Annotated in this window: 18 protein-coding genes; 8 read left to right on the top strand and 10 right to left on the bottom strand. The window is 72.4% G+C overall.

Translation table 11 applies throughout. From position 1 onward, the window contains the following. On the top strand, positions 1 to 303 hold a 303-nt coding region (locus ITX44_RS38780), incomplete at its 5' end, for a hypothetical protein (protein ID WP_205364358.1). 457 nt (positions 304 to 760) lie between these two features. Here ITX44_RS38780 and ITX44_RS41950 read toward each other — a convergent pair. Then, complete coding sequence (locus ITX44_RS41950) at positions 761 to 1,237, bottom strand: TetR/AcrR family transcriptional regulator (RefSeq protein WP_307795691.1); 477 nt, start codon at positions 1,235 to 1,237, stop codon at positions 761 to 763. A gap of 440 nt (positions 1,238 to 1,677) precedes the next feature. Between ITX44_RS41950 and ITX44_RS38770 the strand changes: the two genes are divergently transcribed. Both ITX44_RS38770 and ITX44_RS38765 read left to right on the top strand, forming a co-directional pair. Beyond that, complete coding sequence (locus ITX44_RS38770) at positions 1,678 to 2,394, top strand: TetR/AcrR family transcriptional regulator (protein WP_205364354.1); 717 nt, start codon at positions 1,678 to 1,680, stop codon at positions 2,392 to 2,394. A 357-nt stretch (positions 2,395 to 2,751) separates the two neighbouring features. Continuing rightward, positions 2,752 to 5,901 carry a glycoside hydrolase family 2 TIM barrel-domain containing protein gene (locus ITX44_RS38765; RefSeq protein WP_205364352.1) on the top strand — a complete coding sequence of 1,050 codons (3,150 nt, stop codon included), beginning with the start codon at positions 2,752 to 2,754 and terminating at the stop codon, positions 5,899 to 5,901. 169 nt (positions 5,902 to 6,070) lie between these two features. Here the strand turns inward: ITX44_RS38765 and ITX44_RS38760 are convergent, their stop codons facing one another. Next, positions 6,071 to 6,397: a hypothetical protein gene (locus tag ITX44_RS38760; RefSeq protein WP_205364350.1), complete on the bottom strand. Its 327-nt coding sequence runs from the start codon at positions 6,395 to 6,397 to the stop codon at positions 6,071 to 6,073. Positions 6,398 to 6,661: 264 nt separating this feature from the next. Between ITX44_RS38760 and rox the strand changes: the two genes are divergently transcribed. Beyond that, complete coding sequence (rox, locus tag ITX44_RS38755) at positions 6,662 to 8,116, top strand: rifampin monooxygenase (RefSeq protein ID WP_205364348.1); 1,455 nt, start codon at positions 6,662 to 6,664, stop codon at positions 8,114 to 8,116. A gap of 30 nt (positions 8,117 to 8,146) precedes the next feature. Here the strand turns inward: rox and ITX44_RS38750 are convergent, their stop codons facing one another. Both ITX44_RS38750 and ITX44_RS38745 read right to left on the bottom strand, forming a co-directional pair. Then, positions 8,147 to 9,265, bottom strand: coding sequence for a protein kinase family protein (locus ITX44_RS38750; protein WP_205364346.1), 1,119 nt, complete (start codon positions 9,263 to 9,265; stop codon positions 8,147 to 8,149). A gap of 30 nt (positions 9,266 to 9,295) precedes the next feature. Continuing rightward, positions 9,296 to 9,877, bottom strand: coding sequence for a Rossmann-fold NAD(P)-binding domain-containing protein (locus ITX44_RS38745; RefSeq protein WP_205364344.1), 582 nt, complete (start codon positions 9,875 to 9,877; stop codon positions 9,296 to 9,298). 136 nt (positions 9,878 to 10,013) lie between these two features. Here ITX44_RS38745 and ITX44_RS38740 point away from each other — a divergent pair, with 136 nt between their 5' ends. Beyond that, positions 10,014 to 10,421 (top strand): RidA family protein, encoded by a 408-nt coding sequence (locus ITX44_RS38740; protein WP_205364341.1) that lies wholly within the window; start codon positions 10,014 to 10,016, stop codon positions 10,419 to 10,421. Positions 10,422 to 10,435: 14 nt separating this feature from the next. After that, positions 10,436 to 11,104, top strand: a complete 669-nt coding sequence (locus ITX44_RS38735) for a nucleoside/nucleotide kinase family protein (protein WP_236062439.1) — start codon at positions 10,436 to 10,438, stop codon at positions 11,102 to 11,104. A 14-nt stretch (positions 11,105 to 11,118) separates the two neighbouring features. Here the strand turns inward: ITX44_RS38735 and ITX44_RS38730 are convergent, their stop codons facing one another. Together ITX44_RS38730 and ITX44_RS38725 are read right to left on the bottom strand one after the other, a co-directional pair. Beyond that, on the bottom strand, positions 11,119 to 11,877 hold the full coding sequence (locus tag ITX44_RS38730; protein WP_236062438.1) for a class I SAM-dependent methyltransferase: 759 nt from the start codon (positions 11,875 to 11,877) through the stop codon (positions 11,119 to 11,121). 75 nt (positions 11,878 to 11,952) lie between these two features. Further along, positions 11,953 to 12,411: a hypothetical protein gene (locus tag ITX44_RS38725; RefSeq protein WP_205364339.1), complete on the bottom strand. Its 459-nt coding sequence runs from the start codon at positions 12,409 to 12,411 to the stop codon at positions 11,953 to 11,955. Positions 12,412 to 12,705: 294 nt separating this feature from the next. Between ITX44_RS38725 and ITX44_RS38720 the strand changes: the two genes are divergently transcribed. Beyond that, positions 12,706 to 16,788: a discoidin domain-containing protein gene (locus tag ITX44_RS38720; RefSeq protein WP_205364337.1), complete on the top strand. Its 4,083-nt coding sequence runs from the start codon at positions 12,706 to 12,708 to the stop codon at positions 16,786 to 16,788. A 4-nt stretch (positions 16,789 to 16,792) separates the two neighbouring features. On the opposite strand, the gene ITX44_RS38715 is transcribed toward ITX44_RS38720, so the two are convergent. Next, complete coding sequence (locus tag ITX44_RS38715; protein WP_307795690.1) at positions 16,793 to 18,610, bottom strand: peptide-N4-asparagine amidase; 1,818 nt, start codon at positions 18,608 to 18,610, stop codon at positions 16,793 to 16,795. A gap of 223 nt (positions 18,611 to 18,833) precedes the next feature. Here ITX44_RS38715 and ITX44_RS38710 point away from each other — a divergent pair, with 223 nt between their 5' ends. Further along, on the top strand, positions 18,834 to 19,280 hold the full coding sequence (locus ITX44_RS38710) for a CBS domain-containing protein (RefSeq protein ID WP_236062437.1): 447 nt from the start codon (positions 18,834 to 18,836) through the stop codon (positions 19,278 to 19,280). A gap of 13 nt (positions 19,281 to 19,293) precedes the next feature. Here the strand turns inward: ITX44_RS38710 and ITX44_RS38705 are convergent, their stop codons facing one another. The 3 genes from ITX44_RS38705 to ITX44_RS38695 form a co-directional block, all read right to left on the bottom strand. Continuing rightward, positions 19,294 to 20,607 (bottom strand): amidohydrolase family protein, encoded by a 1,314-nt coding sequence (locus ITX44_RS38705; RefSeq protein WP_307795689.1) that lies wholly within the window; start codon positions 20,605 to 20,607, stop codon positions 19,294 to 19,296. Between the two features lie 187 nt (positions 20,608 to 20,794). Continuing rightward, the gene (locus ITX44_RS38700; RefSeq protein WP_205364335.1) at positions 20,795 to 22,147 is read right to left on the bottom strand and encodes a type I glutamate--ammonia ligase; all 1,353 of its coding nucleotides are present in this window, start codon (positions 22,145 to 22,147) and stop codon (positions 20,795 to 20,797) included. A 169-nt stretch (positions 22,148 to 22,316) separates the two neighbouring features. Beyond that, positions 22,317 to 23,300, bottom strand: a complete 984-nt coding sequence (locus ITX44_RS38695) for an isopenicillin N synthase family dioxygenase (RefSeq protein ID WP_205364333.1) — start codon at positions 23,298 to 23,300, stop codon at positions 22,317 to 22,319. Positions 23,301 to 23,314: the final 14 nt, after the last annotated feature.

The raw sequence follows: 23,314 nt of genomic DNA, 5'->3' as shown, positions 1-23,314 counted from the left end.
CCCCGACCCCGGCCGGCCGACCCCAGGGAAGCGATTCCCGGTCGGCCGGCCGCAACGTTTTTCGGACTCGCGGGCGTGGCTGTACGGATTCCCCAACGGTGCCTGCGCGGCGCCGTGGACGCGGCGGGCGCGCCCGCGCTGGTGCGCGAACTCGACGCCAGGCAGCGGCAGTCCGCCCGGCCCGGCGACATCGGCAGTCAGCCGGAAGAAGCGGTCTCCGGCCGGAGGAGAACGATCCGGGCCGAAGAGGAATTGTGCCGACCGGAGAGGAATCCGTGTCGGCCGGAGGCGAAACCATGCTGACCGGAGCGGAACCGGGCTGACCGCAGCAGAAACGATGCCGGCCGGACAGGAACCGTGCGGACCGGAGAAGAACCGTGCTGGCGGAGAAGAATCCGTGCCGGCCGCAGGCGAAACCGTGCGGGCCGGACAGGAGCCGTGCTGACCGCAGCAGAAACGATGCTCGCCGGACAGGAACCGTGCGGGCCGGAGAAGAACCGGGCTGGCGGAGAAGAATCCGTGCCGGCCGCAGACGGAACCGACTCGGCCGCAGAAGAGACCGGCAGAAGAGACCGCGCGGCCGGAGAGGAAATCGTGCGGGCGGAGACGGGACGGTTGACGACGGCCGAAGGGGCCGGAGGGGTGGGGGTCCGAAATGCTGACTTATATTTGTGAGCCGCCAGGCTCGTAAATATGAGATTTCGGACCCCCACCCCGCAGGCCCCGCCCCCTGATCACGAATAACCCGCACGCACTCCCGCTACTCGTCCAGCAACGCACGTACGATCGTCAACGACAACTCCTGAAAGAACCCGTGCACATTCTCATCGGGCGCCCCCGTCGCCTTCGACACCCGCCGCCACAGCGTCTCGTAATGCCGCCGCGCGACAACGGCAACGTCAGGATCCCCCGCCGCCCCGTACAACGCGAGCTGAAACCTCAGCAGATCCCGGTGCGCGGACCCCGGCCGCAGAAACGTCCTGACGCACCCCGCCAGCCGCTCCCCATGGTCCACCCCCTTCGCCGCGTCCTCCATCAACCTGCACATCTCCGCCAGCGAAAAATCCGCCGTCGCGGTGAACAAGTGCTTCTTCGACCGGAAGAGCCGAAAGAGATACGGCTGCGACACCCCGACCCGCCGCGCAATGGACGCGGTCGACGTCGCCTCGTACCCGCGCAGCCCGAACTCGGTGACGGCCACGCGCAGCACGAGCGCGCGCCGTTCCTCCGCTCTCACGCCGTCCCCCGTCCGCCCGGGCGGCAACCCACCCGCGGACGCGCCCCGCGCCCCACGCTCACTCCAGGCCCGGTTCGGCCGGCACCGGCCGAACCGGACCCGTGCGGAAGGTGGCCAGGCCGGCCCCGCTCCAAAGGCCGGCCTGGCGTTCGTGGGGGAATCGCGCCGCCGGCCGCGGGCCGGAGACGTCCCGAAGGGGCTGTGCGGAAGGGCCGCGCCCGATCGGGGCCGCGGCCGTGGCCGGCGGCACCGCCATGGCGGTCCGACGCGGCGAAGCGAACACTGCTGTGGACACCCGTCTACCTCCCGGACCCCGGCCGACGTTGCCTGCTGTGCCTGCATGCCATCGTCGGTAAGCGCGCTGCCGGGAACCTCTCCCGTATTGCCGTGGTGCGGTCGGGGGGCCGACGACAACCCCCGGAGCCAGGCATGATGCCGTCATGGGCCGTATGTCGTATCACCACGGGAACCTGGCGAACGCCCTGGAGGACGCCGCTGTCGAACTCGGCCGCGCCGGCGGGCCGGAGGCGGTCGTGCTGCGGGAGGCGGCCCGGCGGGCGGGCGTGTCGCCGACCGCCGCGTACCGGCATTTCGCCGGCCAGCAGGCGCTGCTGGAACGGGTCAAGGAGCGGGCGCTGACAATGATCAGCGAGCGCATGCTCGCGGCCGTCGAGGACGTGGTCCCGCACGAGGATCCGGTCGCCCGCGCGACCGCTCGCCTGCGGGCGGCCGGCCGCGGTTACGTGGACTTCGCCCGCGCCGAACCGGGCCTGTTCGCGACGGCGTTCCGGCCTACGGCGGCGGGGGAGGAGGCCGCCGGACTGAACGGCGGCGCGGGGCCGGGAGGCGAGCCGGAGGCCGACCCCGACGAATTCCGGGAGGAGGGCGCCTACGTGCTGCTGGGCACGCTCATCGACGACCTCGTCGCGGCCGCCGACCGTTCGGCCGAGGCCCGGGTGGACGCGGAGTACGCGGTCTGGGCGGCGGTGCACGGCCTGTCCGTCCTGCTGCTGGACGGCCCCCTGCGCCACCTCGACCCGGGGGCCCAGGACATCGCCGTCGAGCGCACCTTCGACCTCGTCATCGCGGGCCTCGCGGACGGCTCGGCCCGGCCCCCGGTCCCCGCCGGCGCGGACCACCCGGACGACGGCAACTGACCGCATCCGGGCGCGCGTACGCACTCACGCCCGCCGGACCGTCGACGTCCGCCCCGGCTTTCGGGTACCTCCGGCCTTTCGGGTACCCCCGGGCTTTCTCGCGCACCCCCGGCCTTTCGGGTACGCACAGACCGTCGGGAGTCAACTGCCGCGGCCCGGCGCTGTCAACGCCCGGCGCCGGACATCGTTGCATCCTTCATCAATTTTCCACGGGCTGCGGCAAGACCCTTGACCCGGCCGGGTGACGCCCTGCGAGAATCCGCGGCGGATGCGCGAGTCTGTTCGATGTTGGTCAATTATGGCGCTCGCGGAACAGTGTTGCGCAGCCAGACGCATGCCCTCGACGAGGAGGTCACTATGTCGGTCGACCGCAGATCGATCCTGGCCGGAGCCGCTGGAGCGGTGGTGGTACCCGCTCTGCCGGGCCTCGCCGCCGGCGCCGGCGCCACGACCCGCACCGGCGCCGCCGGTCAGCCGCTTCCAACAGGAACCAACGTCCCCCGAAGTATCCCGCTCGCCGACGGCTGGCGGTTCGCGCTGGTGAACCCCGGCGGTGTCACCGACCCGACCGGCGCGTACGCAGGCGCGGCCGACCCCGCGTACGACGACTCCCGCTGGCGCGCCGTCCGCGTGCCGCACGACTGGAGCATCGAGCAGACCCCCACCACCGCCAACGGCACCTCGGGCGGCACGGGTTACCTGCCCGGCGGCCTCGGCTGGTACCGCCGGACCTTCACCCTGCCGCCGCAGGTCGCCGGCCGCCGGATCTCCGTGGAGTTCGACGGCGTCTACATGGACTCCGACGTCTACTGCAACGGCACGCTGCTCGGCAATCACCCCTACGGCTACACCGGGTTCGCCCACGACATCACCGACCTGGTCCACACCGACGGTTCCACGCCGAACGTCATCGCCGTCACGATCCGCAACCAACTGCCGAGCAGCCGCTGGTACTCCGGCAGCGGCATCTACCGCCACGCCCGCCTGGTGGTCACCGACCCGGTGCACGTGACCCGTTGGGGCACCTTCGTCACCACCCCCGACCTCGCCACGACGGCGGCTCAGGGATACGGGACCGTGCACGCCGAGGTCTCCGTGGCCGACGACAGCGGCGCCGGCGCCTCCGCGGTGGTCGTCGCGACCGTCCGCGACGCGAAGGACCACCGGGTGGCGCGGACGAGCGCGCCCCTGGAGTTGCCGGCCGGCCGCACCGCCGCGACCGCCGCCCTCGACCTGCGCGTCGACCAGCCCGCCCTGTGGTCGCCGGACACCCCGGACAACCGCTACACCCTGGTCACCGAGGTGCAGGTGGCCGGCCGGACCGTCGACACCTACACCACCGGATTCGGCTTCCGCTGGCTCGTCCTCGACCCCGACCAGGGCCTGTCGATCAACGGCGTGCCCGCCAAGATCCGCGGCGTCGACCTCCACCACGACCAGGGCGCGCTCGGCTCGGCGATCCACGAGGACGCGGTGCTGCGGCAGATGACCATCATGAAGTCGATGGGCGTCAACGCCTTCCGCACCTCGCACAACCCGCCCTCGCCGCAGATGATCCAGGCCTGCGAGGAACTGGGCATCGTGATGATGGTCGAGGCGTTCGACTGCTGGCACACCGGCAAGACCACGTACGACTACCACCGCTTCTTCGACGCCAACAGCACCGCCGACATCACCGAGATGGTGCTCGCGGCCCGCAACTCGCCCGCGGTGATGATGTGGTCGATCGGCAACGAGATCCCGGACTCCACCAGCTCCCTCGGCCTGACCATCGCCGACGGCCTGATCGCCGCGATCAAGGCGGTCGACACCACCCGCCCGGTCGTGATCGGCTCCGACAAGTACCGCGGCCTGCCCGCCGTCGGCTCGGCCGCCGACAAGATGCTCGCCAAGCTCGACGGCCTCGGCCTCAACTACAACACCGCGGCCTCCGTCGACGCCCTGCACGCCCGCTACCCGCACCTGTTCCTGTTCGAGTCCGAGTCCTCCTCGGAGACCTCCTCGCGCGGCACCTACCAGGAACCGCAGCACCTCAACACCGGCGAGAACCACGTCCCGGGCAAGCGCGCCACCTCCAGCTTCGACAACAACCTCGCCTCGTGGACGATGAGCGGCGAGTACGGGCTGAAGAAGGACCGCGACCGGAAGTTCTTCGCCGGGGAGTTCCTGTGGTCCGGCACCGACTACATCGGCGAACCGACCCCGTACAGCGTCTTCCCGGTGAAGTCCTCCTTCTTCGGCGCGGTGGACACCGCGGGCTTCCCGAAGGACATGTACTGGCTCTTCCGCAGCCAGTGGACCAGTGAGCCGATGGTCCACCTGCTCCCGATGGACTGGACCGACCACGCGCCGGGCGAGACCGTCGAGGTGTGGGCGTACGCGAACGTCGACACCGTCGAACTCTTCGTCAACGGCGCGTCGATGGGCACCCGCACGTTCGACCGCAAGAAGACCGTTGACGGCCGCGGGTACCTGGAGACGACCGAGGCGACCGGCGACGACAAGACCGTCACCGGCGGCGCCTACCCCGGCAGCTACACCAGCCCCAACGGCAGCGCCGGCAAGCTCCACCTGACCTGGCAGGTGCCCTTCGCCCCGGGCGAGCTGAAGGCGGTGGCCCGCAGCGGCGGCCGGGTCGTCGCCACCGACGTGCTGCGTACGGCCGGCGCCGCGCACGCCGTACGCCTGACCGCCGACCGCGATTCCGCCACGGCCGACGGCGACTCCCTGGTGTACGTGACCGCCGAAGTCGTCGACGCGCACGGCGTGGTGCTGCCGAACGCCGCCGAACTGCTGACCTTCGACGTGGCCGGCGGCTCCCTGGCCGGCCTCGACAACGGCCGGCAGGAGAGCGCCGAACGCTACCAGGCCACCACCCGCACCACCTTCGGTGGCAAGGCGCTCGCCATCGTCCGCACCGGCACCGAGCCCGGCGGGCTCACCGTCACGGCCACCGCGCCCGGGCTGCACAAGGGCTCGGTGTCCGTGCGCACCACCAAGGCGCACGGCCCGGTCGCCACCACCGCGCCCGTACGGCTCGCGCCCGACCCCGGCCCCGGACCGGTGACCTACCCGGCCGCGGACGCCAGTTATTCCGGCTCCGAGAGCTCGCTGCCCGCGGCGATGGTGGACGGCAACCCCGCCACCGGCTGGTCGAACGCCTTCAACAAGAGCGCCACCGCGCTCCTGCCCGCCTTCAGCGGCGCCCGTCCCGGCGACTGGGTCTCGGTCGCCTGGGCGGACGCCAACTCCCTGTCCAGCGTCTCGGTTTCGTTCACCGTCGACGCCACCCACTCGCTGCCCGGCTCCGTCACCGTCTCCTACTGGGACCGCGACCGCTGGGTCCCGGTGAGCGGCCAGAGCGTGGCATGGGCCACCGCGAGCGATGCCCCGACGGTCATCTCCTTCACCGCCGTCCACACCGACCGCCTCCGGCTGGACATGGTGAGCGCCGCCCCGGGCACGACGGGCGGGGCTCAGCGGATCAGCACCCTCACCGTCGGCTGAGTCCGGCGGCAGTAAGTCGAGCGTCGCCCGCCCGCGCCTTTCGGATACGAGGGGCGCGGGCGGGCGCGTGTCGCTCCGTACGGGCAGCGACGCCCGTAGGTGTGTCCTCGGTCGCCACGTGCAGGGCGTGTAGGTGTGCGGCTACGGAAGTGCAGGTGTGCCGCGCCGTCTAGAACCAGCGCCCCCACCCGAAGACGAGCAAGTAGGCCCGGCGCATCGCGTCGCGCCCGCGGACCCGCCGCAGACGTATGACCGCCAGCACACCGGTGAACAGGGCGGCGAACGTGCCTGCGACCAGGGCCCCGGTGACGGGTCCTTGGAGCCACCCGACGATCACACTGGCGACGACGACGATCCCGAGGCCGAAATGCGCGTCGAGCACCTCGGCTCTCATCGCGTCCCGCGCGTTCGCGCGGCTGGCCCGCAGATCGGATTCGTACCGCTCCCGCGCGGCCTCCGGATCGGCGGCGGGACCCTCGGGCCATTTCTGCTGCATCGTCCCCTGACCATCCCGTGCGCGCAGCCTCTGGGCTCCGGGCGTCGACCCGGGCTCGACGGCGCCGGAAAGAGGAGCGTCACCCACTCCCCGCCACTCTTAACGTATAGCGCACCGGGGGGCTTGCGGCAAGGCCGGGGTCGTGCCGCAGAATCGCTGGCACACCACTTCCGGGGGCATTCCGCCGGAGCCCTTTTTCCATTCCGCGCATTCCGGCGACGTCGAAGAATGTGCAATTCGGTGTCGCCGTACAGGGGTTGTTTCATGATTGACGTGATCATTGTCGGCGCTGGACCGACCGGCCTGATGCTGGCCGGCGAACTGCGGCTGCACGGTGTGCGGGTGCTCGTACTGGAGCGGGAGGCGGAGCCGACCCGGCAGGTGCGGGCGCTGGGGCTGCATGTGCGCAGCATCGAGGTGATGGACCAACGCGGCCTGCTGGAGCGGTTCCTGGCGCTGGGCAAGCGGTATCCGCTCGGCGGTTTCTTCGCCGGGATCACCAAGCCGGCGCCCGAGGACATGGACACCGCGCACCCGTACGTGCTCGGCATCCCGCAGACGCTGATCGAGCGCCTGCTGACCGAGCATGCCGTCGAGGCCGGCGCCGAGATCCGGCGCGGCTGCGAACTGGTCGGGCTGAGCCAGGACGACGACGGGGTGACCGTCGAACTGGCCGGTGGGAGCGTGGCCGGTGGGGGAGGCACAAGGCTGCGCGCCCGCCATCTCGTCGGTTGCGACGGCGGCCGCAGCACCGTGCGCAAGCTGCTCGGCGTCGGCTTCCCGGGCGAGCCCTCGCGGGTCGAGACGCTGCTGGGTGAGATGGAGGTGACCCGCCCGGCGGAGACGGTGGCCGCCGTGGTGGCCGAGGTCCGCAAGACGCATCGGCGGTTCGGCCTCGGGCCGTTCGGGGACGGGGTGTACCGCGTCGTCGTGCCCGCCGAAGGGCTGGCCGAGGACCGCTCGGTCCCGCCGACCATCGAGGAGTTCAGGAAGCAGCTGCGGGCGTACGCCGGGACCGACTTCGGCGTGCACTCACCGCGTTGGACGTCCCGCTTCGGCGACGCCACCCGGCTGGCCGAGCGCTACCGGGTCGGCCGGGTGCTGCTGGCCGGTGACGCGGCGCACATCCACCCTCCGGTGGGCGGCCAGGGGCTCAACCTCGGCATCCAGGACGCCTTCAACCTCGGCTGGAAACTGGCCGCCGAGACCGCCGGTTGGGCACCACCGGGGCTGCTGGACACATATCACACCGAACGGCATCCGGTGGCCGCCGCAGTGCTGGACAACACCCGCGCCCAGGGCGAACTGATGTCCACCGAGCCCGGTGCTCAGGCGGTGCGCCGGCTGATGTCGGAACTGATGGACTTCCCGGAGGTGAACCGGTACCTGACGGAGAAGATCACCGCCGTCGACGTCCGCTACGACTTCGGCCCGGGTCACGAACTGCTCGGCCGGCGGCTGCGGGACCTCGCTCTGAAGCGGGGCCGCCTCTACGACCTGATGCACGGCGGGCGCGGCCTGCTGCTCGACGGGACCGGCCGGCTCTCGGTGGCGGGCTGGGCCGATCGCGTCGACCACGTCGTCGATTCCGTCGATTCCGTCGGTGAACTGGACGTACCCGCCGTGCTGTTGCGGCCCGACGGCCATGTGGCCTGGGTCGGCGAGGAGCAGCAGGATCTCCTCGGCCACCTCCCGACGTGGTTCGGCGCGGCGCGCTGACTGAACCCGCGACCGTAGCGGCGGCTTCGATCAGCCGGCCGCGTAGGTGCCGGCCAGCGCATGCCGGACCTCCGCCGCCGGAAAGGGGGTGCGTTTGCTCCGGGTGAGGAGCCGGCGGTGGAAGTCGTCCAGGACGAGGGCGTGCGGGGCGTGCCGGTCGAGGATCCTGCCGATTCCGGGTGGGACCCCGTCGAGGCGCCGGCCCGCCACCCAGTCCCGCAGGAAGGTCTCGTGGTCGCTGCCGCCCCGTACGCCGTCGGGCAGGTGAAAGCGCAGCAGGTGGGCCGGGGCGTAACTGCCGTCGTAGACAAGGTGGTCGGTCAGAAATGCCTCCTCCGTCGCCGAGAGCTCGAACTCGCGGCTGAGCGCGAGCCCGAAATCCGCGAAGTACACCTGGCGGCCGTCGGTCAGGAGGTTGGCGAAGTGCGCGTCGAAATGCACCAGTCCGCGCGCGCTCATGAATTGCGTGCCGCGGATCAGTTCGTCCTCGACCCATGTGTAGGGCGCGCTTTCCGGCTCCGGCCCGTGCTCGCGCTCTTGCTCCGGCCCCTGCTCACCTTCCTTGCGGGCCTCGCCGAGCCAGGCGGCGAGCGTCCGCGGCACGTACTCCAGGAAGAGCACCAAGCTGGACGAGGACCTGCCGATGGCCTCCAGCCGGCGCCGTACCGCCGGTGCCCCGTCCCAGTGCGCGACGGCCCCCTCGATGCCCCCGAACTGGTCGGCGAAGCCCTCGGGGGGACTGTCCGGCAGGACCCGCCAGTGGTACAGCAGCGGAAAACCCGCGTACTCGTTCTTGAGGACCCAGCCCGTGGTCATGAGGTGAGCGGCCAGTTCCCGCCAGGCACCGAACCCCGCCGACCCCACGCCGTACTGGTAGAAGAGCGGAAGCCCGAAGAGGTTGGCGGTGGACCGGACATGCTCGGGCCGTAACTCGATGTCGGTCAGCGGCACCCGCTTGACGAAGACACGTACCCCTTCGATTTCCAACTCCGCCGACCTGCCGCCGATTCCGGTGCCGAGCCCCGGCGCGGCGGCCACTGCCTGCGCGAGCCGGCGGTCACTGAACAGCGCCAGCCGTGCTCCCGCGGTCGCGTACGCGGACACGCGGGCCGCATGTCCGGCCGTACGTCCTGGCGCGGTCGAGTCCATCAACGCTCCTGCTTCTCGTGACGAGTTGGGCTACCGGTCGACCAGTCCGAGGCGCAGCACGCTCTCGGCGGTCGCCGCCACCGCCTCCTGCGTGGTCCTGGGCGTCCAGCCAAGCTCGCGCTCGGCCTTTGCGCTCGTCGCCCGGTGCGGCCGGCCGAGCATGGGCAGGGCCTGGCGGGCGGTGGAGTCGAAGACGGCGGCCAGGCGTACCAGCCAGTCGGGGACGGTCCGGGTCGGCACGCGCCTCGCCGCTTCTCCGAGCGACGCCTTGAGCGCCAGGGCCATGTCCGGCAGCGTCACCATGCCGGCGGTGGCCAGGAACCGCTCGCCCGCGGCGGCTGGGTGGGTCAGGGCCCGTACATGCAGGTCGGCCACGTCGCGCACGTCCACGACGCCGAATGTCATGCGCGGCAGGCGGGGCATGGCCCGGTTGAGCAGAAGGACGACGGACCCGATGGAGGTCGAGTAGTCCGGGCCGAGCACCGGGTCGAGGATCCCCGTCGGGTTCACCACGGAGAGCTCCAGTTCCTCGCCCTCCCTCTCGATGAAGTCCCACGCCGCCCGCTCGCCAAGCGTCTTGGGCTTGGCGTAGGCCGTGACGCCGTTGGTCACGTCCGTCCACGACGACTCGTCGAAGGGTGTGACGGGGGCGCGTCAAGGCGGGGGCCGCAGCCATGGACGGCGGAAGTACGCAGCGGGCGGGTAATGCGAGTGCGGCCCGGGCCGTGGGTCGGCCAGACTCGGCGGTATGAACGCGAAGATCACCCGCATCAACCCGGAACCATTGCACGAAACGCCCGGCTATCACCATGTCACGGTGGTGGAAGCCGGCCGGACGGCCTACTTGGCCGGACAGTGCCCCCTGGACGGCGACGGCCGGCTCGTCGGCCCCGGGTCGCTGGACCTGCAGATCGATCAGATCGCGAAGAACGCGCTGGCAGCCCTTGCCGCGGTGGACGCCGGCCCCGAGGACGTCGTGCGCTCGGTCATCTACGTCTGCACCGACGACACCCACGTCCTGGGCGCCGCATGGCGCCGCCTCACGGATTCGGTGATCGGCCCCGCCTTCACCACAGCCAGCACCCTCCTGGGCGTTGCCCAACTCGGCTTCACCGGCCAACTCATCGAGGTCGACCTCACCGCGGCCCTGCCGTGAACGGCCTACGCGTGATGCTGATCGGAGGAACCTCGCACACCGGCAAGTCGACCGTGGCCCGCGCGGTGGCCGACCGGCTCGGGTTCGACTGCCTGCCCACCGACGGGCTGGCGCGCCATCCCGGACGACCGTGGCCGACCCCGCAATGGCAGGTTCCACCGGATGTCGACGACCACTACCGCTCCCTCTCTGTCGACGAGCTCATCACCTCCGTGCTGGACCACTATCAGCGGCTGTGGCCGCGGATCGAGGAGCTGATCACGACCCACGCCCTCGCGGCACCCAACAGGGCAGGACTTGTCCTGGAGGGGTCCGCCCTCCTTCCGGAGAACGTCGCGAACCTCACCGTGCCCCACACGGCCGCCGTGTGGCTCACCGCGGACGAGGGCACCCTGTCCAGCCGCATGCACGCGGCAAGCCATTACGACCGGATGCCCGCCCAAGGCCGCGACCCGATCGACAAGTTCCTTGCCCGCACCCTGCGTTACCAGAAACTGGTGCGTGACGCCGTCGCACGGCTGGGCCTGGACCACATCGACACGTCCTCGGGCCGGCCCCCCGAAAAGCTCGCCGAAGCGGTGCTCGCGGCTGCGGCGGCTCAGGACGCGGTGGGGCGCTCCGTCCTCGGTGCCGCGTCGGGCGATGAGTCGGTGAATGCCCGGTGCGCGACCCGGCGGCGGTAGGTGCCGAGTGAAACTTATCCCCGGCGGGCGACCGTGATGATCTCCCGGCTGGACGCCGTAATCGGTTCCCGGTTCCAGGTCCCGTACTGCTCCTCGATCTCGAAGCCCGCTTCGAGGAGGAACCCGTTGAGCGCCGCAACGTCGAGAAACCGCAGGCTTTCCCGGAAGACCCTGAGTACGGTGCCGTCCAGCCGGGCCACCGTCCCGCGGATCGTGACCACGTCGTCGGCGACGGAATCCACGTCGTGCCAGTACCGCAGCGCGCGGCCGGCCTCGTCGACGACCTCGACCACGTCGTCCGGGTTCGAGGCGGTCCATTCCTCCCAGGCCCGCGCCTGGGGATGGCGCGTCTCGAACACGAAACGACCGCCTCGGCGCAGCGTTCCATGGATGGCCGCCAGTGAATCGCGTACGACCTGATCGGTGACCAAGTCCTGGAAGGCATGGCCGGTCATCGTCGCCAGATCGAAGCCGGCACCGCTCCTCGCCTCTGCCGCGGTGCCCTCCACCCACTCGACCTCGGCGCGGCGCCGGGCCCGGTCCAGCGCGGCCCGGTCCGGATCGAGCCCGACCAGCCGACCGCGATGGCCACGCTCACGAGCGAGGCTCAGCATCGCCCCGGTGCCGCAACCGACGTCCAGGACCGACTCCGAGCCCATCACCAACGGGAAGTAGAAGCCGTCGTCGGCCCGCCGGTCCGGATCCCACGGGTTCAGCACGTCGTACAGCGCGGCAGCGTCGGCATCGGAAAACACCGCGACAGTGTCCGCCAACCACCCCCTGCCGACAACCGATTAGTCACGGCGCCACGCCGAACGGTTTGTGCCGGACCGCACCCGTGAAACCGATCAGGGCCGCAATTCCACTGCCTGGCCTCGGCCATACGCGTCGAGGGCGACGACGATCATGTCCAGGTCGCCGAAGTCGAACCAGACGGACAGGTTGAGCTCCGCGTCCACTCCGAAGCCCTCCAGGAAGAGGCGATCCGCAAGGGGTTGAGGGTCCGCCCTCTCGTAGTGGTCGCGCCACCGCCGCGGTCCGTGGGCCACCGCGTAGGCGACGATCTCCGGGAGGGCGGCCAAGGCGTGGCGGATCCTTGCCACGACTACCGTGAGGCGCCGGTCGAGGTCGGGCCCGGGCTCGACCTCACCGAAGTCGAGAAGGACTTCCGCGTCCCCGTGTCCGTTCATGCGCGGCGCCCGCACGGCCGGGTCGACGGAGATCGAAGCCAGCAACGTCCCGTCGCCCTGCTTCCACACATCTGCGAGCCACTCATGATGAAGAAGCGGGCGCCGTCCGGTCGTCACACAGCGATCATGACGCCGAGCACCGGCCCTTCACCAGCGGTGAGCCGATCCCGGCGCCATGAGAAACGACGTCCGCACCACCTCCGAGCCCACACGCCTCCCGCCCGAGCCCGTCGAGGGGGGCACCCCTCGCCCCGAGGGCACGCGCCCCGGGTGGCAGGCGGCACACCCTCCGGGTGTGCCCCAGGGCTTGACAGGACGCAAGCCAGAAGAGAGCGTTTGGCAACGTTGTCATGAGGGGTGGGCCGGGGGCCGCACACCCCTTGGTCCCGCCTGGGAATGGAACCCGCGCACATGCCGAATCACCCTCCCCGCCCGTCCCGCCGGTCGGTCGTCACGACCGGATCGAGCCTGCTCGCAGGCCTCGGCCTGGGGGCCGTACTGCCCGCGACCAGCGCTGCCGCCCAGACCGCGGCGGCAGCCGGGAGCGGCACCGCCACCCGCGGCGAACTCGCCGCCTACCGCCCGGTCGCCGTCTCCTCCACCGACTACGCGCCCACCCCGGCCGAGTTCGCCGTCGACACGCTCACCTCGACCGGCGTCAAGGGCAGCGGATGGCGGGCCGCCGCGGGCGACCCGCAGTGGATCCGCGTGGACCTCCAGGGCACCTGCGACGTGGACCTGATCCGCCTCACCTTCGAGGCCACCGTGAACGACCCGGTGTTCACCCCGTCCACCGACGGCGACCCGTGGGACAACACCACCGGCCAGGAGATCCTGTCCAGCTGCGCGGTCGACTTCACCGTGGACACCTCGCTGGACGAGCAGTCCTGGACCCCGGTGTACCGGACCACGGCCGGCACCGGCGGCGTGGTCGAGATCCCCCTGACGCAGCCGGCCGCCGCCCGCTTCGTCCGGCTCACCGTGCGCAAGCGCTCCAACGCCAACCCCCTGGGCCTGAACGGCTTCGAGGTGTACGGCACCCCGCGCGGCCACCGCCCCGCCGCCACCGGCTGGACCGACTGGGGCACCCACACCCACAACGCCCCGTCGCTGCACGTCGCCTCCGACGGCACGGTCCCGCTGGAGTCCGGCTGGACGCTGACCATGGACGACCGGGCCGGCGGCAAGGGCGCGGACCTGTCCCGCCCCGCCCTGGACACCAGCGCCTGGCTGCCGGCCACCGTCCCCGGCACGGTCCTGGCCACCCTCGTCGACCAGGGCCTGCTGCCCGACCCGGTGGCCGGCCTGAACAACCTGCACATCCCCGAGGCCCTGTCCCGCCACTCCTGGTGGTACCGCCGCGGCTTCGCCCTGCCCGACGGCCTTCCCACCGGCGCCGGCCGCCACGTCTGGCTGGAGTTCGACGGCATCAACCACCAGGCCGACATCTGGCTCAACGGGCAGCACGTGGGCGGCATGACCTACCCCTTCGCCCGCGCCGCCTACGACGTGACCGGCCTGCTGGCCGCGACCGGCGAGCAGGCGCTGGCCGTGCAGGTCACGCCGATGCCCTTCCCCGGCAGCCCCGGCGACAAGGGCCCGGACGGCCTGTCCTTCGTGGACGCCGGCGCCAACATGATGAACCGCAACTCGCCCACGTACCTGGCCGCCTCCGGCTGGGACTGGATGCCGGCGGTCCGCGACCGGGTCAGCGGCATCTGGAACCACGTCCGGCTGCGCTCCACCGGCCACGCCGTCATCGGCGACCCGCGCGTGGACACCGTGCTGCCGAACCTGCCCGACACCGGCAGCGCCGAACTCACCGTGACCGTACCGGTCCGCAACGCCGGCACCGCCGACATCAAGGCCACCGTCACCGCCGCCTTCGACGGCGTCAAGGTCTCCCAGACGGTCACCGTCCCGGCCGGCCAGAGCGTCGACGCGGTGTTCACCCCCGCGGTGTACGCGGCGCTGAAGCTGCGCAACCCGCGCCTGTGGTGGCCCAACGGCTACGGCAGCCCCGACCTGCACAAGCTGACCGTGACCGCCGACGTGAACGGGCAGACCAGCGACCGGCGCACCGCCCGCTTCGGCATCCGCCAGTTCGACTACCACTACACGACGCCGCTGCCGTTCGTCGCGACCGGCGACGCGTACACCCAGTCGGTGGACCTCGGCAAGCAGCAGGCCCGTTACGTCCGCGTCCAGTGCGACACCCGGGCCACCGGCTGGGGCTTCTCGCTGTGGAGCCTGTCGGTGATCGACAGTTCCGCGCCCGGCACCGACCTCGCGCTGCACAAGACGGCCACCTCCTCCACCGAGGACGAGTCGGACCACGGCGCCGGCAACGTCACCGACGGCGACTCCGGCACCCGCTGGTCCTCCGCCTTCGCCGACGACCAGTGGGTGCAGGTCGACCTCGGCTCCTCCGTCTCCTTCGACCGGGTCGACCTGACCTGGGAGCAGGCGTACGCCCGTACCTACCGGGTCCAGGTCTCCGCCGACGGCTCGACGTGGACCGACGCCAAGGCGGTGGACAACACGGCGGTGCCGCTGCCCTTCAACTCCGGCGACGCCAGCCTCCAGATCGAGGACATCCCGGCGCAGAACGCCCGTTACGTGCGGATCTTCTGCCATGCGCGCGCCACCAGCTGGGGCTCCTCGCTGTGGAGCCTGTCGGTGATCGACAGCGCCACGCCCGGCACCGACCTCGCGCTGCACAAGACCGCCACCTCCTCCTCGGTGGAGGAGTCCGACCACGGCCCGGGCAACGCCACCGACGGCGACCCCAACACCCGCTGGTCGTCCGCCTACCAGGACGAGCAGTGGCTCCAGGTGGACCTCGGCTCGGCGGTCTCCTTCGACCGGATCGCCATCGTCTGGGAGGCGGCGTACCCCAAGACGTACACGATCCAGGTCTCCACCGACGGCTCTTCCTGGACCGACGTGAAGACCGTCGACAACACGCCCGACCCGCTGCGGATCAGCGTCAACGGCGTGCCGGTATTCGCCCGCGGCGGCAACTGGGGCTGGGACGAACTGCTGCGCCGGATGCCCGCCGAGCGGATGGACACCGCCGTGCGGATGCACCGTGACATGAACTTCACGATGATCCGCAACTGGGTGGCCAGCAGCAACCGCGAGGAGTTCTACGCGGCCTGCGACGAGCACGGCCTGCTGGTGTGGAACGACTTCCCCAACGCGTGGGGCATGGACCCGCCGGACCACCAGGCGTACAACGACCTCGCGCGGGACACCGTACGGCGCTACCGCCTGCACCCGTGCGTGGTCGTGTGGTGCGGTGCCAATGAGGGCAACCCGCCGGCCGCCATCGACACCGGCATGCGCCAGGCGGTCACCGAGGAGGCGCCGGGCCTGCTCTACCAGAACAACTCGGCCGGCGGCATCATCACCGGCGGCGGCCCCTACGGCTGGATCGAGCCGGACCGCTACTACTCGCCGAGCACCTACGGCAGCGGCAGCTTCGGCTTCCACACAGAGATCGGCATGCCGGTCGTCTCCACCGCCGAGAGCATGCGCGAGCTGGTGGCCGACCAGCCCGAGTGGCCGATCGGCGGGGCGTGGTACTACCACGACTGGAGCACCCGCGGGAACCAGGCGCCGCAGAACTACCAGGCCGCCATCGAGACCCGGCTCGGCACCGCGACCGGCCTGGACGACTTCACCGCCAAGGCGCAGTTCGTCAACTTCGAGAACCACCGCGCGATGTTCGAGGCGTGGAACGCCAACCTGTGGCAGGACGCCACCGGCCTGATGCTGTGGATGTCCCACCCGGCCTGGCACAGCACGGTGTGGCAGACCTACGACTACGACTTCGACGTCAACGGCGCCTACTACGGCGCCCGCACCGCGTGCGAGCCGCTGCACGTCCAGGCGGGCCCGGGCGACTGGCAGGTCATCGCGGTCAACCACACCCCGACGGCAGTCAAGGGCGCCGTGGTCACCGCCCGGATGTACGACGTCTCCGGCCGGCAGATCGGCGCGACCTCGCGGCAGACCGTGGACATCGCGTCCGCGGCCACGGCCAAGGCGTTCGCCGCCGGCTGGACGGACGCCCTGCCGAACCTGCACCTGCTGCGGCTCACCCTGGAGGACGCGCGGGGCAACCTGCTGTCCGCCAACACCTACTGGCGCTACCGGCAGCCGTCGGACATGCAGGCCCTGGCCAAGCTGCCGCAGGTACGGCTGGCCACCTCGCTGGGCAAGGTCACCGACAGCGGGGCGCGCCGCACCGTGACGGCCACGGTACGCAACAGCGGCTCGGCGGTCGCGGCCATGGTCCGGCTCACCCTGGTGGACGCCGCCGGCGGCAAGCGGGTGCTGCCCGCCCTCTACGGCGACAACTACCTGTGGCTGCTGCCCGGCGAGTCGCGCACCGTGGAGGTCTCCTGGCCGGCGGAGATCCTGTCCGCCGACCGGGCCGCGCTGCGAGTCGAGGCCCACAACGCGGCCCGCACGGTGGCCCGCGGCTAGCGGGTCAGCGGGTCAGCGATCCACCGTTCGATCCGGGACCCGGATCGGACGGCAGGCGGCAGGGCCGTGTGACGTCGGCGGTCAGCCAGCCGTGCGCGGCGGTCAGGGTGCGGTCCCAGCAGCCGCCGGTGTCCGTGGTGCCGAGCCAGTGCTCGGACCCGGTGCCGTCGGAGGAGACGACCGTGCCCGCCTGCCGGGCCAGCACACCGGTCGCGGTCACCGTGTCGTCGGTGACCGCGACCGGCCGCCACGCCCCGGAGCGGCCGGCCCGGACGCTGTCGGTCAGCACCCGCTGCTGCCGTACGCTGCCGCTGAGCTGGTAGTTGTCCCCGTCGGTGTAGACCGGCACCGACAGGTCCACGTCGACGGGGTACGACCAGGCGTGCCGCGCCGTGCGCACCGCCCCCTCGTCCCTGGCCGTGCTCGTGGTGACCGTGGTCGCGCCCGTATCGCGCTGGCGTACCACCTGGTGCCGGCCGCCGTCGGAGACCGTGTCGTCGTTCGTGTACGCGGTCCGCTGCGCCACCCGGGTGGTGATCCGGCCGCGCGAGGTGTCCACGTACCCCTGTGTCACCCAGTCGCGCGTGGTGGCGGTGTGCACGGCGGTGGACCCGTCGCCGGCCGGCTGCTCGGTGGTGGACACCGCGGGCGAGGTGCCGACGGTGTCGGCGGTCAGTGCGCCGGAGGTCCGCGCGGCGTGGTGATCGGTGGTCAGGAAGAGGGTGCCGTCCACCGTCCAGGTGTCGGCCGCGCCGTACGGGGTCAGCGTGACGGTGTGCGGCTTGCCGTCCACCAGCAGGCCGGCGAACGGGGTCAGGTCCAGGTCGTAGGGCAGGGTGAGGAACTGGTCCACCGCGGGGATCGGCCGCCACAGTGTAGGCACGATGCCGCCGGAGTACACCACCGGATACGGCTGCGCGAGGCCCGCGGGCCGGCCGTCGACCGCGACCTGGACCTCCCGGTAACTGCCGCCACCGCACAGGTAGTCGGGCGCCTGCGCGGCCAGGTCGGAGGGCACCGAGTCGAACCACTGCTCGTCGCAGCCGCCGCCGCGCGCGTACACCTCCAGCCGCGCGGTCACCAGGTTGCGGGGCAGCACCACCGAGGCGGTGGCGGACTGCCCGGGCGCGAGGTCGTACCAGCCCGCGGCGGTGGTGCTGTTGCCCGACAGCGGCACGACCCGGTCGGCGAGCGCGGGGGCCGGGTGACGCCGGTCGGCGGTGTAGTACGTGAGGGTCAGCGTCATGTGGTAGACGCCGGTGTACGTGCTGTTGACGAGGTTGCCGAGGTCCGCCACGAGCGGCTGGGGGGTGCGCAGCAGCGGGGTGAAGGCGGTGACGTCCTTGTCCACGTGCCAGGTGATGCCGTCGTCGTCCGGCTCGGGCGTGCTGGTCCGCAGTACCTCGGCGCCGCCGATCCACACCCCGGCCAGCCGGTCGTACTGCCGGCCCTGGACGCTGCCGGACCAGGTCAGCACCACCTTCGACCACGGGCCGGCGCACTGCGCGGGCGGCGTCACCGTGCCGGTGTACGGCTGCCCGTAGGAGTTGGCGAAGTCGTGGCGCATCACGGTGACCGTGCAGTGCGGGGTGTCCGGCCGGGTCACCGGCGGAAGAGCGGTGACCGGGTCCTGGTAGCCGTTCTCGACGTAGGAGGGGGCGGGGGCGGCGGGCGCCGAGGCCCGCGCGGCGGCGCCTGCGCCGGCCAGGGTCAGGGCCGCGGCGGCGGCCAGGGCGAGCAGGGCGCGGGCGGCCCGGCGCACGGCGGGCGGGCGGCCGGGGCGGATGCGGGCCGGCGGTGTCCGGTCTTGCAATGCGGTCACCTTCTCGGGGGTAGGCAGGGCGGACCGGGGGGAGGCGGGGTCGGCATGCCCCGGGATCGTACCCACGGTTTGAACATGGGCATGCCGGGAGGACCAGGTGCGGCGCCGCCGTCGATACCCGATATGGGTGGTTTCGCGCGGTACGGCCTCGGCAAGGTGCCCCAGTGACGGAAGCAGGCGTGTGCCGCGGGCGGGGGCCGGCGCACGGGAGAGAGGAGCGACCATGGGCACGGCGAGCAGCAGCATGACCGCACGGGACCTGATGTCCGGGGGCGAGGTGCGGTGCGTGGGCGAGCACCAGTCGTTGCAGGACGCGGCCAGGCTGATGCGGGACCTGAAGGTCGGCGCGCTGCCGATCTGCGGCGACGACCAGCGGCTCAAGGGCATGATCACCGACCGCGACATCGTGGTGCAGTGCGTCGCCGACGGCCAGGACCCGGCCCAGGTGGCCGCGGGCCGGTTCGCCGGGCCGCTGCACTGGATCGACGCCCAGGCCGACGCGAGCGAGGCCCTCGCGGTCATGGAGCGCAACCGGATCAAGCGGCTGCCGGTCATCGACGTCGCGAACAATCACCGCCTGTGCGGCATGATCACCGAGTCCGACGTGGCCAGGCGCCTCACCGACGACGAGATCGCCGAGTTCGCCACGCAGGTCTACGCGGCGGCCTGAGCGGCCCGGTCCTTCACAGCCGGTAGGCGCGCAGCGCGTTCTCCCGGCCGATCATGGCGATGACCCGCCGCGCGTCCGGCTCCGACCAGTCGCCGGCCGACACCCAGGACTGCGCCACCGACGCCGTCGCCCGCCGCCACAGCACGGCCCCCAGGACGTGCAGTTCGGGCGGCCCGAAGGCGTCGGAGGAGTACAGCAGCTTGGCGAACGGCGCGAGTTCCATCGACTCGGCGACCACCGCCGGGGCCCGGGCGCCCACCTGATTCACCGCCAGCCCCACGTCGCAGTGCACGTTGGGGAACGCCTGCGCCAGGTAGCCGGCCGCGCGGTGGTACGGGTAGCAGTGCAGCAGCATCACCGGCACCCGCGCCACCGCGGGCTGCCGCAGCAGGTCGAGCAGCAGCAGCGGATCGACCCGGCGCAGGTCCAGGTCCCGGTCGCCGAGGCCGGTGTGGATCTGCAGCGGCAGCCCCAGCTCCACCGCGCAGTGCACGCCGAACCGCAGCAGCACCGGGTCGGTCAGCCGCGGTTGCGGTCCGGCCGCCGCCAGCCACCGCGCCGCCGCCTCCCGTACCGCCGCAGGCTCCGGCGGGCTCCAGTCCAGGTCGAGCCCGGCCCGGTAGGCGACCACCGTCTTGACCCCGACCGCGTCCCGCGCCTCCGTACGCAGCAGGTCCCGGTACGCGTCCGGGTACGCCGCCGCGCCCGTCTCCTGCCCGGCGAGCGATCCGGCCAGCGACTCGGCCAGCGCCTCCAGCCGTACGATCCGGTGCGCAGCCCCGCCCGCCGCCACGGCCAGCTCCTCCGGGGACAGGAGCTTCTCCGCCGCGTACCCGGTGTCGACCAGCCAGTGGTCCACCCCGGCGGCCGGCAGCAGCCGCTCGGCCACCTCCATCGCGTCGAGCCCGGCGCGGCGGTCCCAGTAGTCGTCGGCCGGCGCGTGCGCGGGCAGCCCCAGCAGCGGCGCGCACCACCGGCGCACCGCGAAGCCGAGCTGCGAGTCGAACTGCGTGGTCCCGGCCGGCACCGGCCCCGGCGACCCCTCGTTGAGCGCCACCTCGAACTCCGCCCGGCTCAGCGGCTCGCGAAAGGCGCCGTGCACATGATGGTCCACGAGCGGCAGTTCCGCGGCGAAGTCGGCGAGGCTCATCGCTCGCGCCGGCCCGGAGCCGCGGTGGACGCCGACCGGGTAGCGGAGTCCGATGCGGTTGCCGGCCGCGTGACCGGCCTTGGAGCCGGGCTGGAGTCCGTAGGGTCCCGCGGTCCGGCGGCGGAACGCGTGGTGGACGCCGACCAGGTGGCGGAGTCCGATGCGGTTGCCGGCCACGTGGCGGAGCCAGGAGCCGGGCCGGAGTCCGTAGGGTCCCGTGGTCCGGGGGCGGAACGTGTGGCGGACGCCGACCAGGCAGCGTAGTCCGATGCGGATGCCTGCCGCGTGACCGGCCTTGGAGCCGGGCCGGAGTCCGTAGGGTCCCGCGGCCCGGGGGCGGGACTCTGCCCCGGGGCCGCCGCCGTCACGAGGTCCACGCGAAGCGGAAGCGTTCGGCCAGGACGTCGATGCCGAGGCCGCCGTAGTTGTCGACTTCGTGGCGGCGGACGGCCAGCAGGGCGGACACGATGTCGTCGCCGAGCAGTTCGCGGGCGGTGGGGGAGGCGTCCAGGGCGTCCAGGGCCTCTTCCTGGGTGGCGGGGAGCCGTACCGCCGAGGGGTCCTGGGCCGGGTCGACCCGTACCTCGGGGGGCAGTTCGGCGCCGCGGGCGATGCCGTCCAGGGCCAGCCCGAGCACCACCGCGGAGGCCAGGTAGACGTTCGCGGAGGAGTCGCCGCACTTGACCTCGATGCTGGCGCCGTGCGGGTTGCCCGCAGTGCCGGCCAGCAGCCGGACCGCGGCCTCCCGGTTCTCCAGGCCCCAGCAGGCGAAGGCGCCCGACCAGCGGCCGGGGCCCAGCCGGGCGGAGGACAGCACTGATCCGCCGAGCACTCCGAGGGTGGCCGGCAGCCCCGCCACGATCGCGCCGATCGCCGCCGCGCCCTCGTCGGTCAGGCCGTGCGGCCCGGCCCCGCCCGACAGCAGCGGCCGGCCGTTGCGGGCCAGCGACAGGTGCAGGTGGGCGCCGTTGCCCGCGCCCTCGTGGAAGGGCAGCGGCGAGAAGGACACCTGCATGCCGTGGTCGCGGGCCACCCGACCGGTCACCAGCCGGGCCAGCACCACGTCGTCGGCGGCCTGCACCGGTTCGGCCGGGGCCAGCGACAGCTCGAACTGCCCGGTGCCGTACTCCGCGTGCAACTGCTCCACCCCTACCCCGGCGTGCTCCAGGGCCCGGTCCAGCTCCGCCAGCAGCGCGCCCTCGCGGACCACCGACCCCAGGCCGTACGCCTGCCAGTGCCGGCCGGACAGCTCCCGCCCCTCGGCGTCGGTGAGCACGAACTCCAGCTCGTGCCCGGCCCGTACGCTCAGCCCGGCCGCCTCCGCGCGCGCCTGCGTGCTGCGCAGCCGGCCCCGGGCGCAGTTCGGCGACGGCTCGCCGTGCTGGTCGAAGAACTCCGACGGCGCCCACGCCCAGCCGCCGCCGATCACCCGCGCCGCCGCCAGGTCGGCCCGCAGCCGCAGGTCGCCGACCACGCCCAGCCGCTCGGTGAAGGCAATGGAGTTGTCGACGCAGAAGACGTTCCAGGTGGGGGAGGCGCCCATCCCCGCGGTGTGGAAGACCTCGGCCCGGCGCAGCGGCACGGTCTTGGCCCGGGCCACTCCCGCCATGTCCACCACGGAGCCGATGAGCAGGTGCACCCCGGACTCGGTCAGTCTCTCCCTGCGGGTGGCCAGCTCGGCGGTGGTCAGCACGGGCATGGGGTCGGCGATCGGCACGTGGTCTCCCTTCCGGGGTGCGGATCCCGGGCGCGTCCGGGCGTACGGCGACGCGCGCGGCCGAACGGGTCCGGCCCGGCCCGGTCGCGCGGCCGGCGCCGCACCTGGCGATCACGCTAGCCGATCCACCCCGCCCGGCCGGTCAGGCCGCACCGGCCGGGCCCGCGGCTCAGCCGACCGTGATCGCGTCCAGCTTCGCCCGCAGGTACTCCGAGGAGTCCACCGGCTCGTGCGCCACCCGGCCGACCGGGGCCGGCAGCGGCGCCACCACGGTGTGCGGATCGCACTCGTAGAAGTACACCAGCGACATCAGTTCCTCGGCCGGGTCCTGCGGGGACGGCGGCAGCACCCGGTGCCGGCCGGACCGCCAGCGGTCACCCGTCCAGTGGGCCATCAGGTCACCGATGTTGACGGTCAGCGCCTCCGGGTCGAACGGCGCGTCCTCCCAGCCGCTGCCGCCGTCGGCCGGGTCCACGTACACCTGGAGCCCGCCCCGGCCGAGTTGGCGGTCCAGCAGCGTCACCGTGCCGAAGTCGGTGTGCGGGCCGATCCGGTACTGCCCGGGCAGCGGTTCCCCGACCACCTCGGTGCCCGGGTACCAGTTGACGTTCAGCGTGTACGTGGGATGCCGGGTGTGCCGGGTGAAGAAGTCCTCGTCCTGGCCGAGGGCCGCCGCGAGCAGTCGCAGCACCTCGTCGGCCACCCGACGCATGGCCGTCAGGTACTCCTCCACCACCGTGCGCAGCGCGGGCACCTCCGCGTCGGGCCACACGTTCGGCTGGAACCAGAAGTCGTCGATCTCCCGGTCGCCGGTGGGCCGGTCGGCGCCGAGCGTCCAGGACTCCTTCAGGTCCGGCGGGGTCGCGGTGCCCTCCGCGTAGCCGTTGGCCTCCGCGCCCTGGCCGAGCCAGCCGCGCCCGCCCACCCGGACCGCGTACCGCTCCTTGGCCTGCGGCGGCAGCGCGAAGAAGGCGCGGGCGGCGGCGCGCACCCGCTCGCGCTCCGCCCGGCTCACGCCGTGCCCGGTCAGCAGCAGGAAGCCGGCCCGCGACAGCGCGCTGTCCACCGCGGCGGCGGTCGCGGCCCGCGCGCCGGGGTCGCCGGACAGCCAGCCGGCCAGGTCGATCACGGGGATGCGGGGCGCGTCCGGCATGAAGGGTTCCCTCC

It is taken from the genome of Actinacidiphila acididurans, assembly GCF_016918855.1.
GTDB lineage: Bacteria > Actinomycetota > Actinomycetes > Streptomycetales > Streptomycetaceae > Actinacidiphila > Actinacidiphila acididurans.
Note: the sequence above shows the minus strand (reverse complement) of the source record. Positions and strands in the feature narration are given on the sequence as shown.

What these genes read in the sequence shown, in the direction of transcription:
- rox (WP_205364348.1), top strand. Translation starts at nt 6,662, where the DNA reads ATGATTGACGTGATCATTGTCGGCGCTGGACCGACCGGCCTGATGCTG.
- ITX44_RS38770 (WP_205364354.1), top strand. Translation starts at nt 1,678, where the DNA reads ATGGGCCGTATGTCGTATCACCACGGGAACCTGGCGAACGCCCTGGAG.
- ITX44_RS38735 (WP_236062439.1), top strand. Translation starts at nt 10,436, where the DNA reads ATGCTGATCGGAGGAACCTCGCACACCGGCAAGTCGACCGTGGCCCGC.
- ITX44_RS38750 (WP_205364346.1), bottom strand. Translation starts at nt 9,265, where the DNA reads ATGGACTCGACCGCGCCAGGACGTACGGCCGGACATGCGGCCCGCGTG.
- ITX44_RS38720 (WP_205364337.1), top strand. Translation starts at nt 12,706, where the DNA reads ATGCCGAATCACCCTCCCCGCCCGTCCCGCCGGTCGGTCGTCACGACC.
- ITX44_RS38695 (WP_205364333.1), bottom strand. Translation starts at nt 23,300, where the DNA reads ATGCCGGACGCGCCCCGCATCCCCGTGATCGACCTGGCCGGCTGGCTG.
- ITX44_RS38760 (WP_205364350.1), bottom strand. Translation starts at nt 6,397, where the DNA reads ATGCAGCAGAAATGGCCCGAGGGTCCCGCCGCCGATCCGGAGGCCGCG.
- ITX44_RS38710 (WP_236062437.1), top strand. Translation starts at nt 18,834, where the DNA reads ATGGGCACGGCGAGCAGCAGCATGACCGCACGGGACCTGATGTCCGGG.
- ITX44_RS38765 (WP_205364352.1), top strand. Translation starts at nt 2,752, where the DNA reads ATGTCGGTCGACCGCAGATCGATCCTGGCCGGAGCCGCTGGAGCGGTG.
- ITX44_RS38740 (WP_205364341.1), top strand. Translation starts at nt 10,014, where the DNA reads ATGAACGCGAAGATCACCCGCATCAACCCGGAACCATTGCACGAAACG.